This is a genomic window from Streptomyces sp. CC0208 (assembly GCF_003443735.1).
GTDB classification, from domain to species: Bacteria; Actinomycetota; Actinomycetes; order Streptomycetales; family Streptomycetaceae; genus Streptomyces; species Streptomyces sviceus.
The window spans coordinates 8,842,184-8,854,907 of the sequence record NZ_CP031969.1 but is presented as its reverse complement, the minus strand read 5'-3'; the positions used below and the strand labels follow the sequence as shown (position 1 = coordinate 8,854,907).

Genomic DNA, 12,724 nt, shown 5'->3' with positions numbered 1-12,724 from the left:
TCCGGCCCGGTACCCGATCGCTCGACCCATGGAGGAAGTTCTCATGACCACCAACCCCTTCGACGACGACAGCATCGAGCACCTGGTCCTGGTGAACGACGAGGGCCAGCACTCCCTGTGGCCGGCCTTCGCCGAGGTCCCGGCCGGCTGGACCGTCGTCCACGGCCCCGCGAGCCGCCCGTCCTGCCTGGACCACGTCAACGCGCACTGGACCGACATGCGCCCCAAGAGCCTGATCGAAGCCATGGGCGAGTGACTGCCCGCCCCCCTCACGCACAAGGAGATCCCCGCACCATGATCACGCGCGACACGACCAAGCTGGTGTGCCTTCCGTACGCCGGTGCGGGCGCCTCGTTCTATCGCCCCTGGGCCGCCCTGGCCGGGGATGCCCTGGAGATCGTGGCGCTGCAACTGCCGGGCCGGGAACGGCTGATCGACGAGGAGCCGTACCGGGACGCACACCGTGCCGTCGACGGGCTGCTGGCCCAGCTGCGGGACAGGCTCGGTGGGGAAGATGGCAGGGTGGCCCTCTTCGGGCACAGCCTCGGCGCCGTGCTCGCCTACGAACTCGCCCACCGGCTCGCCGCCGAGCCCGGTAGGGAAGTCGCCCACCTGTTCGTCAGCGGGGCGCCGGAACCCGACCACAGCCGTGCCCGGCGAGCCACCGGACTGTCCGACGAGGACTTCCTCGCCCGGGTCGCCGACTTCGCGGGCTACAGCCACCCCGCACTCGAAGACCCGGAGATGCGCGAGCTGCTCCTGCCCACCCTGCGCGCGGACGTCGAGATGCACGAGGCTTACGTACGCAGCACCCGGCTCCCCCTGGACGTGCCCGTCACGGTCGTCCGAGGCGAGGAGGACGGCCTGGTCGGCTTCGAGGCGGCCGCGTCCTGGAGCAAGGTGTCAGGCCGCGACTTCGACCACGTCGAGGTTCCCGGCGGTCACATGTATCTCACCGAAGCCGCACCCGAGCTGGTCCGCCTGATCGTCTCGAAGCTGGTCTGACCCTGTAAGGAGTTCCCGATGCGACTGCACGGCAAGTCGGTCCTCATCACCGGCGCCGCCCGAGGACTCGGCCGGGCGATCGCCCTCGCCTGCGCCGCCGAGGGCGCCGACCTCATGCTGCTGGACATCTGCGCCGACCTGCCCGGCGTGCCCTATCCCCTGGGCACACCCGGCCAGTTGGAGCACACGGCCGCGCTGTGCCGGGCGGCGGGTGCCGCCGTGCTGACCGCCCCGGCGGACATCCGTGACCTGGTGGCCGTACGCGAGGCCGTGACCAGGGCGCAGGACCGGTTCGGGAGGATCGACGTGGCCGTGAACAACGCGGGCATCGCCGCGCCCTCCGGCAGACCCGTCCACGAGATCGACGAGGCCGAGTGGTCCCTGATGATCGACGTCGACCTCTCGGGTGCCTGGCGGGTGATCCGCGAGGTCGGCAAGGCCATGAGCGCCCGGCGCGCCGGAAGCATCGTCAACGTCGCCTCCACGGCGGGACTCGTGGGCTACCGGCACTTCGCCGGATACGTCGCCGCCAAACACGCGGTCATCGGCCTGACCAAGGCCGCCGCACTCGACTACGCCCCCACGAAGGTGCGGGTGAACGCGGTCTGCCCGGGTTCGGTGCGCGACGACCCGCAGGCCGAGGGACGGATGCTCGCCGAGATCGCTCGGGCACTGGAGGTGCCGGTGGTCGAGCACGAGAAGACCTTCGTCGAGGCCCAGCCCATGAACGCGTTGATCGAACCGGACGACGTCGCCGCGGCGGTCGTCTTCCTCGCCTCCGACGAATCCCGGCAGATCACCGGATCGGTCCTGACCGTGGACGGCGGATTCAGCGCCCGCTGAACGCCTGCCCCGTCCCCCGAACGACAAGGAACCCCCGATGTCAGGACCGCTCCTGCCCGCGGCCCACTGCCATGCCCTGCGCCTCCGGTTCCCGGGCATGACCGCCCGGCCGGGACAGTGGGTCGAGGACGTCCCCGCGCCCGCGACGGACCCCCTCGCCGCCCGCCGACGCGCCGTCGAACTCGCCCGCCCCGCCGACAGACCGCGCACGGTGCTGTTGCGCTACGCCGACGGCCTGTCCGACCTGATCGTCGTCGCCCCTCGCGGGCACCTCGACCGAACGGCCCTCAACCGGCTGGCAGTTGGGGAGCCTGTGGAACCGCGGGAGACTGCCTCGACCCCCCGGGTCCTCCCTCAGGCGCCGCCGCCCGTCTGGGGGCTGGGTGGCGACGGCCCCGGTACCGCCCACATCGTCCCGCTGGAGCACGTCGGCGACGAGGCGAGCTGGATCGTCGCCCTCGCCGTCACCCTTCGCCGCTACGACCCGGACACCCCGCCGGTCATCGGCACCGACCGGGGCAGCCTCACCGTCGAAGCGGCCGCCACACCCGGCGAGTCGAAGCCCGTCCCGGCCGCGGGCGCAGTCCTCGCGGGTCTCCTCTTCGACGACTCGGACCACCCTGCCGGGATCGAGGCGGAGACCGAGTACGTGCCCTGTCTGGAGCCGGCGTTCCCGCTCACCGTTTCGATCCACCGGGACTCCAGCGGGCTGCGGCTGCGCTGCGACCACCTGGGCAGTCACGTCTCCACCGAGATCGCCGCACAGTTCGTACGACACCTGGTGCACGTACACCGGCAGGTCCTGCACCACCCGAACGCTCCGATCGAGGACGTCGAACTGCTGGACGAACGGGAGACCGCCCGCGTGGTGGCCCTCGGCCGCTCACCCGGCAGCCTTTCCAGCGGGCCTGCGAGCGTGCCCGAGGCGTTCGCGCGGATCGCGTCGGCGACACCCGACCACGTCGCCGTGACCGATTCCGGCGTCGGCTTGACGTACCGCGAACTCGACGAACGGTCCGACCGGTTGGCGCACGGCCTGCGGGCACGTGGAGTGGCCGCAGGCGACCGGGTGGGCGTATGTCTGGACCGCTCGGCCGAACTCGTCGTCACCCTGCTCGCCGTGTTGAAGGCCGGCGCGACCTACGTGCCGGTCGATCCCGCCTACCCGGCGGACCGGATCGCCCATGCCGCACAGGACGCGGGGCTGCGCGTGATGGTCACCCGGCTGGCCGAGGCAGCGGGCTGCATGCCCGTCACACCGGACGAACTCCTTCACACACCCGCCGAGTCGACGCTGCCGACCGCCGACCCCGACGACCCGGCCTACGTCATCTACACGTCCGGCTCCACCGGCCGCCCCAAGGGCGTCGAGGTACCCCACCGCAACGTGATCGCCCTGATCGACGCGACCCGCGCGGAGTACGGCTTCGGTGACGACGACGTATGGACCTGGTTCCACTCCAGCGCCTTCGACTTCTCGGTCTGGGAGATCTGGGGCTGCCTGCTCACCGGCGGTCGACTGGTCGTGGTGCCGTACTTCGTCTCCCGCGAACCCGACCGATTCCGCGACCTGCTCGTCGCGGAACGGGTCACCGTGCTCAGCCAAACCCCCTCCGCCTTCGCGCAGTTGCTGGATGTCGACCACACGCCGATCGGGGTCCGTCTCGTCGTGTTCGGCGGCGAACCGCTCGACGCGCGCATGCTGCTTTCCTGGTTCGACCGGCATCCGGAGTCGGTCTGCCGGATGGTGAACATGTTCGGAATCACCGAAACCACGGTCCACGTGACCGAGCAGACCCTCACCCGGAAACTGGCCCTCGCCGCCACCCGCTCCGTCGGCCGTGCCCTCCCCGGCTGGCACCTCTACGTCACCGACCCGGTCGGCCGGCTACTGCCGCCCGGCATCGCGGGCGAGATCTGCGTCGGTGGTGCGGGGGTCGCGCGCGGCTACCTCGGCCGGACGGACCTGACCGCGCAACGGTTCGTGGCGGACCCCGTCACCAGCGGCACGATGTACCGCAGCGGTGACCTGGGCCGACTCCGGCCCGACGGCAGCCTCGAACACCTTGGACGGATCGACAACCAGGTCAAGGTCCGCGGCTTCCGCATCGAACTCGACGAGATCCGCTCCGTCCTGCTGGAGGATTCCGACGTACGGGCGGCGGCCGTCGTGGTGCGCCAGGACGATCCGACCGACGCCGCCACCACCCGGATCGACGCCTACGTGATCCTTGCCGACGGCCATGGCGACCCCGGCGCGGTGCGCCGACGGGCCGCCGACATCCTGCCCGAGCACATGCTCCCCGCGACCGTGACCACACTCGAGTCACTCCCCCTGACGACCAATGGCAAGCTCGACCGGACGAAGCTCCCCGCACCCACCGTTCTCCACCAGCCGGTCAGGGACATCGCCCCGACCGCCCACGTCGACGACGACCTCACCGAGACACTGACGAAGATCTGGACCGAGGTACTGGGAGTGCCCGTCGGCCCCGACGACGACTTCTTCGAGCTCGGCGGCAACTCCTTGTACGCCGTCCGTATCGCTGCCGCCCTGCGCGCTCACGACCTTCCGTCCGTCCGCCTGCGCGAGCTGTACCGGAACCCCACCGTCCGAGGGACCGTTGCAGGTCTCCGTGAAGCATCGCCTTGATCGGGGAGGAGCGGCAAAGGAGTTGTTCTCGGCATGCCGGCCCACTGCGCGCAGGCTGCACCGCTTGTCCTGTCCCTACCCAGTCACATGGCCACCTGGTGGCCGGCCCGGCGAAGCATGCCGACGGCTTCCTCAAGGCGGTCGGCCGGGACGAGCACGAGGTCGCCGTCGTAGCTCGCCGCGGTCCAGACCGGGAGTTCGCCGGCGGCGAGCGGCGCGACGATGGCGCTGAGCATCCCCGTCGCCTCCGGGTCGTGCGCGTCATCACCGTTCCACAGCGCAGCCCATCCGTTCTCGGCCGTGTCGTCGCGGAGCATCGCCGCGCCTCCGTCCGGACCGAGCACGAGCGCGAGCAGGTCGGTGTCGGCGGCGACCGCGCTGATGTCGGACACCCGCCCGAGAACGAAGCGGCCCTCGAGCACGCGCAGGTTCTGAGGTCGAGCCGCCGGTGTCGAGGTCATGTGCCGCAGGCCCGGCTCGCCCGGTGATGTGGGACCAGAACCCGAGCGAGTGCCCTGGATGTCGCCATCATGAGCCATTCTCCAGTCCTCCTGTCGCGTGACGGCCATCCCGAAAGCCGGCGTCAACGGGCCACATCGACGGGAATCGGCACGATCGAACCAGTCTGCCCTCTCAATCGCCCGTATACCCGGCTGCTCAGGGGGACCGACAGGGCCGCTCGGCGGCCAGTCCCCGGACCGGTTACTGGCGAGTCACAAGGCGTTGTAAGATCCACTTCGACCAACGCAAGCCCAATCTGGGGGAATTAACTCATGACCAAGCGCTTTTCCGTGCTGGCCGTCTCCGCGGCCGTCGTCGGAGGCTTTTTCATCACGTCGATGCCCGCTCACGCCGCCACGTCGGCCGACCGGGGCGAGGTATCGGTCAAGGCGTCCGTCACCTGCAACACGAGCCAGCTGCGCCAGCAGATCGCCAACCTCAAGACCAAGGCGGCGAAGCTGAAGCAGCTGGGTGAGACCGCGGCGGCGAAGAAGGCGCTCAACGACGCGGCCGCCCTCCAGAAGAAGCTCGACGCGTGCATCAAGGCTGACGACGACGCGAGCAAGCCGTTCCCCGGATAAGTTTCCGGTTTCGACGTGTGGCGCTGCCCGTCCCGTTCCACGGATGGGTGGCGCCACACGCTTGCCCGGCCCACTGACGCCGCTCCGCGTCTCACGGGCTCGGACAGGAGGCTGGGGCTACCAGCACGGCGAGGACCATGACAAGAGCGTGCCCACGGGATGAGCCAACTCTCCCTGCGGTCACCACACCCCCTGGTGAAGTCGTGTGCGCGATCCCCTCCGGCCGGTAAGATCGGTGATCTCTTGGGGGAGGTGGCATGGGCAGGCGACGCCCGGGGACACCGACGCTGGAGGAAGTGGCCGCCCACGCGCGGGTGGGACGAGGCACGGTCTCCCGCGTCATCAACAACGCCACAGGCGTGAAGGAGTCGACACGTCGGGCCGTACAGCGGGCCATCGACGAACTCGGCTACGTGCCCAATCTCGCGGCCCGTTCCCTGGCGGGACGCGGGGCCGACGCCGTCGCCCTGGTCATGACGGAGCCGGACTGGCGCCAGTTCGCCGAGCCCTTCTTCTCCGAGATCGTCACCTCGCTCGGGGACGCCCTGACCGACACCGGAATGCAACTGCTGCTGACCCTGGTCCGCTCCGACGCCGAGCGGCAGCGCTTCCTGGAGTACGCCCGCGGCGGCCGAGTCGACGGCGTCCTGCTGATGTCCGTGCACGCCGGCGATCCGCTGCCGGACATGCTCGCCGAGGCCCGGCTGCCGACCGTGCTGCTGGGACGCCGCTCGGGCGACGAATACGTCAGTTACGTCGACATGGACAACGTCGGTGGAGCACGCAGCGCCGTCTCCCACCTCGTCCAGCGGGGCCGCAGGGTCATTGCCACCATCACCGGGCCGCTCGACCTGCACGCCGCCCAGTGCCGGCTGCGCGGCTACGAAGAGGCTCTGGCGCTGGCGGGCATGAAGGTCGAGCGGACCCGTGTCGCCGAAAGTGACTTCACGGCGGAGAGCGGGCGCCGCGCCATGACCGAACTCCTCGAACGGCATCCGGACATCGACGGCGTCCTCGCGGCGTCGGACACCACGGCCGCGGGGGCTCTGGAGGCTCTGCGGGCGGCCGGACGCCGGGTGCCCGAGGATGTCGCCGTGATCGGTTTCGACGACTTTCCGCTGGCCCGGCGGACCGAACCACAGCTGACCACGGTGCGCCAGCCGATCGAGGAGGTCGGACGGGCGATGATCCGACTGCTCCTGGAGGAGATGGAGGAGGGCGCCGTGGCCTGGCGTCATGTCATCCTCCGCACGGAGCTGGTGATCCGCGAGTCCACCTGAGGTCCGCTCGCCCAACCGCCGGAAAAAGCCCTCAGGCTTCACGGCCGACGTCATCTACCAGGCTGCTCCACTCGACTCCTACAGCCATGCCATGTATCTAACGTTCTGTACATCCTGTACGTTACGTTCGGAGCGCTTCCGGCGAAGCGATCACAGGACGGCGTACCTGATGCGCCCCCAGGGCGCCGGACCCGGGCCGGCCTCCCTCCCGAAGGAACACTCGTGTTCAGTGTGCTGCGGATCCGGGACTACCGGTTTCTCGCGTCCGGTCAACTGCTGTCCAGCCTTGGCGACTGGTTCCTGCTCCTGGCCGTCCCGTACTACGTCCTGGAGCTGACGGGCTCCGCCATGGCGTCGGGTTTTTCCCTGGCCGCGGGGACGGTCCCGGCGCTGGTCCTCGGTCCGCCGGCCGGGGCTCTCGTCGACCGCTGGGACCGGCGGCACGTCATGATCGCCGCGGATCTGGTTCGCATGATGGCGGTCTCGCTGATGCTGTGGGTGGACAGTCCGAACGAGGTGTGGCTGATCTACGTCGCGTTGGTCCTGGAATCGTCCCTGAGCCAGCTGTTCAACCCGGCCTCCGCCGCCCTGCTCCCGCAAGTGGTCGGCCGTGAGGGCGACCTCCACTCGGCGAACTCCCTGAGCGCCCTGATCGTCGGCTCCATCCGGCTCGTCGGCGGCCCGTTGGGCGGGGCCGTGTACGGCGGCCTGGGCTTCGCGGCGGTCGTCGCCATCGACACGATCAGCTACGCGTGTTCGGCACTGTGCCTCTCGATGGTCCGCTACCGGCCGCCGACGGCCCCGAAGCGAAGCACCGGGGCGGGGCGCGGGCAGCTGGGCAGGCTGGTCCCCGAGATCCGCGACGGAGTCGTACAGATACGCCGCAACCCGTGGCTGGCGGCGCTGGCGGCAGCCGGTGCGCTCTTCGCGCTCGCCACGTCCGCCGTGAACGTCGGCCTCATTCCGTACATGAACCTGGTCCTGCACGCCTCGCCCCAGATTCTCGGCCTGCTCTTCGGGGCCTTCGGTGCGGGGCTCTTGCTCGGAGTGCCGCTGAGCCGCGCACTCACCCGGAGGCTCGCCGACCGGACTGTACTGGCGGGCTCCCTCGCAGCGCTCGCCGTGGCCTTCGCGGCGACGTTCAACACCCCCGTGCTCGGGTGGAGCTTCGTACTGTTCCTCACCATCGGGGCGCCGATGGTCTGTTTCACGATCACGAGCGGGACGTTCGTCGCCCGTCACACCCCTGACGCCGTACTGGGCAGGGTCAGCGCCACCAACGGATTCCTCCAGGCGGCGGCCTCCTTGTCGGGCATGCTGGCCGGCTCACTGCTGAGTGAGGCGCTGGGGGTCGTGACGATGATGAACCTGTGCTGCGTCACCGTCGCACTGGCCGCCGGAACGACGCTGCTCATGCCGCGGCGTCAGCCCCCCGTCCCCGAGGACGTACCCCTCAAGGAAGCGGCGTGATCGTGGACGGCCGGCCGTCTCACCGATCAGTCACCGAGTCGGACCCCATCATCGCGCAACTAACGGTTGCACGTTTCCTGTGCATCGACTAACTTGATGTGCAACCAAACGTTGCAGAAGGTGGCGGGCATGGAATTCGGAACAATCGAGCGGGAGATCCACATCGACGCCTCACCCGAGGTCGTGTTCGACGTGGTGAGCAATCCCGAGCACCTGCGCGAGTGGTGGCCGGACGAGGCGGAGTTCCCGGCCGTGCCCGGAGGAACGGGCCGGATCGGCTTCGGGGACTGCTCGCAGGGCGGCACCTGGGTGCAGTTCACGGTCGTCGACGCCGTGCCACCGCGGCTCTTCTCCTTCCGCTGGACCCACGAGGAGGGAGAGTCGGCCGCCCGCGGCAACTCGAACCTCGTCGTCTTCGAGCTCACGCCCGCCGGGACAGGGACGCTCCTGCGGATGACCGAGAGCGGCTTCCGCGAGCGCGGCTGGGACGAGGCGAAGGTTGCCGCCAGGTACGCCGAGCACGCCTCCGGCTGGGACTTCTACCTGCCGCGGCTGCCGGCTTACGCCGCGAAGGTCGGAGCTGGTGGTCGAGCGTGAGGGTGGACGACGAGCTCTGGTCGGCGGTCGGCGACCCGACCCGGCGCCGGATGCTGGACCTGTTGCTGAGCGAAGGCAGTGGGACGGCGACCAGCCTGAGCGAGCAACTGCCGGTGACCCGTCAGGCGGTGGCCAAACACCTCCTCGTCCTCGACCGAGTCGGCCTGGTGCACGCCACCACCGCCGGCCGTGAGAAGCAGTTCCGTGTCGACCAGGCTCAGCTCGCCCGCGCCGTCGCCCAGCTCGCCGACGTCGGCGCTGCCTGGGACTCCCGTCTCCAGCGCATCAAGCGCATCGCCGAGACCATCCAGCGCGGCAGGGACACGGGCAGCGAGACCGACAAGACACAGTAGAGAGGAACAGGAAGATGCCAGACATCCTTCACCGCATCGGCGTCGAACACTCCTCGCCGCAGCAGGTGTACGAGGCGCTGACCACCCTGGACGGCTTGTCCGGCTGGTGGACCGAGAAGACGTCCGGGAGCACCGGCCTGGACGACGTGATCGAGTTCCGGTTCGGGCCTGGCGGGTTCGACATGAAGGTCACCGAGCTCGATCCGGGCCGGCTCGTCCGCTGGGACGTCGTGGACGGACCGCAGGAATGGATCGGCACCAGCGTGCAGTGGGACCTCCGTCAGGACGGTGACTACACGATCGTGTTGTTCAAGCACGAGGGCTGGCGTGAGCCGGTCGAGTTCATGCACCACTGCAGCACCAAGTGGGCCACCTTCCTGCTGAGTCTCAAGCAACTCCTCGAGAGCGGGGAAGGGGCCCCCGACCCGCGCGACGTGAAGATCAGCGACTGGCACTGACGCCGTACTCGCCGACGGTGCCCTCGACCGTGACTGCGCGAGCCCCGGCCACCCGCGATCCCAGTGACCGGACCGGACCGCACCGCACGGTCGAGGGCACCGGGGCCGTGCTGTCCCAGCTCAGCGTGCCGTTCGCCTTCCTGCGCATGGCGTGTCAACGGCCCTCTCAGGTGCCGGGCCGGTCCTCACGGTTGCGGTGGCCGGGCAGCATTTCGTGGACCTTGGCCTTGAAGCCCTGCCGGACCATGGCGGCGCGATCGCTGTCGCCCTTGAGCACGGACAGCGCGGCCGCCTCGATCTGGTCCAAGGACGCGTGCGGCGGGATGGTCGGCACCGCCGGGTCGGTGCGGAAGTCCAGGACGAAGGGCCGGTCGGCTGCCAGCGCCGTCTCCCAGGCGCCCTGCACGTCCTGCGGCTTCTCGATCCGCATCCCGCCCAAGCCCACCGAACGGGCGAAATCGGCGTAGGCGACGTCGGGCCACAGAACTTACGATCGACTCAGCGCCGTTCAAAGGGCTGTCAGCGTGCTGCCTCACCTTCGCTCTCGATCTCGATCTCGCGGACCAGGTCGATGGCCCGGCCGAGGGTGGTGAGCCGTGCGTCCAGCGTCTCGCCGGCGGGGTAGAAGCGGACGATGTCGACGCCGGCGTCGCGCCATACGCGCAGCCGTTCCCGCACCATGTTCTCGGTGCCGATCAGCGTGGTGGCCAGCACCATGTCGTCGGTGACCAGACCAGCCGCGCCCTCCCGGTCCCCGGCCTGCCAGCGTTCCCGGACCTCGGCCGCGACCTCGGCCCAACCCTGGCGGCTGTAGGCGTTGTTGTAGAAGTTCGTCGTCGCGGAGCCCATACCGCCGAGGCTGAACGCCAGCTCCTTCTTGCGACCTGCCACCATCGCCCGCAGCGCGTCCTCGTCCTCGGCGAACGCCACCTCCGCCCCCTGGCAGATGTCGAAGTCGGCACGCGAACGTCCCGAAGCGACGAGCCCCGCGTCCAGGTGGTCGAAGTACGCCTCCTTGGCCCCCTCGGGCACGAAGCTGGTACCCAGCCAGCCGTCCGCGATCTCCCCTGTCAGGTGCAGCATCTTAGGCGAGAGCGTCGCCAGGTGGATCGGCATCTCGTGCTCCGCGCGCATCGCCAGACGCATGGGCTTGCCTTCCCCGCCGGGCAGCGGGATCTGGAACTCCCGCCCGGAGTAGGCGACTTTCTCACCCGACGCGGCCTGACGCACGATCTCAACCGTCTCGCGCATCCGGGACAGCGGCCGGGCGAACGGCACCCCGTGCAGACCTTCGATCACCTGCGGTCCGGACGGGCCCAGCCCCAGAAGGAAGCGACCCCCGGAGAGGTTGGACAGCGTGATCGCGGCCCGGGCGATGGCCATCGGCGTCCGGGTGGCGAGCTGAATGATCGCGGAACCGAGCAGCATGCGCTCGGTTTTGGCGGCGAGGTAACCCAGCGGCGACGGCGCCTCCGCTCCCCAGGCCTCCGCGACCCAGCAGATGTCCATGCCGAGTTTCTCCGCCTCCACGACGAAGTCGACCGTCTCCGGCCAGTTCGCGGAAGCCTCGATGGTGGTGGACGTACGCATCACACACGCGCCTTTCCGGGCTCTTCCGCCAGCTTCTTGATCGCCTCAAGCGTGGTGCCGATGTTGCTCTCGAACTCGCGCATGCGCACGAAGACGATCTTCTGCTCCTTCTCCGGCATACGGTCGATGGCGACGGAGAGGCCCGAACGGCCCGGCCCCATCTGCATCCACTGCCGCAGCAGCGTGCCACCGTCCCGCGGCTCCAGCGTGAACCGCCAGATCGCTGACGGGAACTGCGGATCCTCCACCGCCCACGCGAACACCCTCAGGGGCTCGTACTCGACGATGTGGGAGATGGTGGCCCACTCACCGAAGGCCTCATGCTTGCTCCGGCCCACGAAGCGGGCCCCCAGCACGGGCACCTTGCCTCCGTCCAGCCACTCCACCGACTGCAACTCGGAGCTCAGGCGAGGCATCAACTCGATGTCGGACACGAGCGCCCACACCCGTTCGGGCGGGGCAGCGATCCAGATCGGCACCTCCACCGTCGGCTTGTCCGCATAGCGCGCGCCCGTCCACTCCACGCCCAGCCTCCTCCATCAGCAGACAGACCCAGACCCAGGTCTGACCACCAAAGTTGTGTAGATAGACTCACTTGTCAAGCGTGTGCGGCGCGTCGGCCGGGCCTCTCGGTCAGCCGGCGAACCGCTCCTTCACGTCCGGTCGCTCGGCCAGGCGCGGCGGATAGCCAGGCCCCATCCTCGGATGGGTGTTCTCGGCGGTCATCGGCTCGCCGCAGGCGGCGCACACCACCTCGGCGTGACTCTCCTGGCCGCAGACGTCGTGGTAACTGGTGACGGGCGGACCCGCCTCACCGGCGAGCCACCGGTCCCCCCACCGGTTCATCGCCAGCAGCACGCCGTAGAAGTCGCGCCCCTTCTCGGTGAGGACGTAGTCGTGGCGCACCGGCTCGGTCTGGTACGGCCGCTTCTCCAGCAGCCCTTCGTCGACAAGCCGCCGCAAGCGGTCGGTGAGCGTGTTGCGTGCGATGCCGAGCGACTCCTGGAATCCGTCGAACCGCTTGATCCCGTAGAAGGCCTCCCGCAGCACCAGCGGCGTCCACCAGTCGCCGAGCAGGTCCATGGTGCGGGCGATCGAGCAGGGCCAGTGTGCGAAGGATGTGCGCCTCATGGCGGCAGCATACGGTCGGTCTCACAAAGAAACCCAGCAGGCGGCGAGGACAGAACTGGACAGGCCTGGAGTGGGCCGACGGTCGCGGCCGCCGCAGCGCGAGCACGGGCTGCCGCCTCGACTTCGGATTCGGATCCGCCGGTGTCGGGGGCCAGAGCGTCCCATGGACGCGCGGTCCCGCCGTGTCCAGCAGATGCAGCCGAACTGCCGTCATCGGCTCGGTGGCGTCCACCGTCTCCTCGGACCTCCGGGCCGACAACAG

14 protein-coding genes and 1 pseudogene are annotated in these 12,724 nt (G+C 69.5%); 10 read left to right on the top strand and 5 right to left on the bottom strand.

Annotation, left to right across the window (positions count from 1 at the left end; all coding sequences use genetic code 11):
- The first annotated feature begins 43 nt into the window (after window positions 1–43).
- The 4 genes from D1369_RS40665 to D1369_RS40650 are packed head-to-tail and all read left to right on the top strand — an operon-like array spanning window position 44 to window position 4,501.
- Window positions 44–256: an MbtH family protein gene (locus D1369_RS40665; protein ID WP_118083053.1), complete on the top strand. Its 213-nt coding sequence runs from the start codon at window positions 44–46 to the stop codon at window positions 254–256.
- 38 nt (window positions 257–294) lie between these two features.
- A complete protein-coding gene (locus D1369_RS40660; protein ID WP_007379414.1) occupies window positions 295–1,005 on the top strand; it encodes an alpha/beta fold hydrolase in 711 nt (236 codons plus the stop codon).
- A gap of 18 nt (window positions 1,006–1,023) precedes the next feature.
- Window positions 1,024–1,848 carry an SDR family oxidoreductase gene (locus tag D1369_RS40655; protein WP_007379415.1) on the top strand — a complete coding sequence of 275 codons (825 nt, stop codon included), beginning with the start codon at window positions 1,024–1,026 and terminating at the stop codon, window positions 1,846–1,848.
- 37 nt (window positions 1,849–1,885) lie between these two features.
- Complete coding sequence (locus D1369_RS40650; RefSeq protein ID WP_007379416.1) at window positions 1,886–4,501, top strand: amino acid adenylation domain-containing protein; 2,616 nt, start codon at window positions 1,886–1,888, stop codon at window positions 4,499–4,501.
- An 83-nt stretch (window positions 4,502–4,584) separates the two neighbouring features.
- Here the strand turns inward: D1369_RS40650 and D1369_RS40645 are convergent, their stop codons facing one another.
- Window positions 4,585–4,962 carry an ACT domain-containing protein gene (locus tag D1369_RS40645; RefSeq protein WP_037898623.1) on the bottom strand — a complete coding sequence of 126 codons (378 nt, stop codon included), beginning with the start codon at window positions 4,960–4,962 and terminating at the stop codon, window positions 4,585–4,587.
- A gap of 312 nt (window positions 4,963–5,274) precedes the next feature.
- Here D1369_RS40645 and D1369_RS40640 point away from each other — a divergent pair, with 312 nt between their 5' ends.
- From D1369_RS40640 to D1369_RS40615, 6 genes are all read left to right on the top strand, one after another.
- Window positions 5,275–5,583, top strand: a complete 309-nt coding sequence (locus D1369_RS40640; protein ID WP_007379418.1) for a hypothetical protein — start codon at window positions 5,275–5,277, stop codon at window positions 5,581–5,583.
- A 257-nt stretch (window positions 5,584–5,840) separates the two neighbouring features.
- Window positions 5,841–6,863 (top strand): LacI family DNA-binding transcriptional regulator, encoded by a 1,023-nt coding sequence (locus tag D1369_RS40635; protein WP_007379419.1) that lies wholly within the window; start codon window positions 5,841–5,843, stop codon window positions 6,861–6,863.
- Between the two features lie 222 nt (window positions 6,864–7,085).
- Window positions 7,086–8,333: an MFS transporter gene (locus tag D1369_RS40630; RefSeq protein ID WP_007379420.1), complete on the top strand. Its 1,248-nt coding sequence runs from the start codon at window positions 7,086–7,088 to the stop codon at window positions 8,331–8,333.
- A gap of 129 nt (window positions 8,334–8,462) precedes the next feature.
- A complete protein-coding gene (locus D1369_RS40625; protein WP_007379421.1) occupies window positions 8,463–8,930 on the top strand; it encodes an SRPBCC family protein in 468 nt (155 codons plus the stop codon).
- A complete protein-coding gene (locus D1369_RS40620) occupies window positions 8,927–9,283 on the top strand; it encodes a winged helix-turn-helix domain-containing protein (protein ID WP_007379422.1) in 357 nt (118 codons plus the stop codon). Before D1369_RS40625 ends, D1369_RS40620 begins: the two co-directional genes overlap by 4 nt.
- Window positions 9,284–9,297: 14 nt before the next feature.
- Window positions 9,298–9,741: an SRPBCC domain-containing protein gene (locus tag D1369_RS40615; RefSeq protein ID WP_007379423.1), complete on the top strand. Its 444-nt coding sequence runs from the start codon at window positions 9,298–9,300 to the stop codon at window positions 9,739–9,741.
- 166 nt (window positions 9,742–9,907) lie between these two features.
- Here the strand turns inward: D1369_RS40615 and D1369_RS40610 are convergent.
- The 4 genes and pseudogenes from D1369_RS40610 to D1369_RS40595 form a co-directional block, all read right to left on the bottom strand.
- Window positions 9,908–10,219, bottom strand: a pseudogene (locus D1369_RS40610) (pyruvate decarboxylase); the annotation flags it as partial.
- A 41-nt stretch (window positions 10,220–10,260) separates the two neighbouring features.
- On the bottom strand, window positions 10,261–11,331 hold the full coding sequence (locus D1369_RS40605; protein ID WP_007379425.1) for an LLM class flavin-dependent oxidoreductase: 1,071 nt from the start codon (window positions 11,329–11,331) through the stop codon (window positions 10,261–10,263).
- Entirely contained in the window at window positions 11,331–11,855 is a 525-nt protein-coding gene (locus D1369_RS40600) for an SRPBCC family protein (protein ID WP_007379426.1), read from the bottom strand. The genes D1369_RS40605 and D1369_RS40600 overlap by 1 nt, the downstream gene beginning before the upstream one ends.
- A gap of 109 nt (window positions 11,856–11,964) precedes the next feature.
- Window positions 11,965–12,462 carry a helix-turn-helix domain-containing protein gene (locus D1369_RS40595; protein ID WP_007379427.1) on the bottom strand — a complete coding sequence of 166 codons (498 nt, stop codon included), beginning with the start codon at window positions 12,460–12,462 and terminating at the stop codon, window positions 11,965–11,967.
- Window positions 12,463–12,724 lie beyond the last annotated feature (262 nt).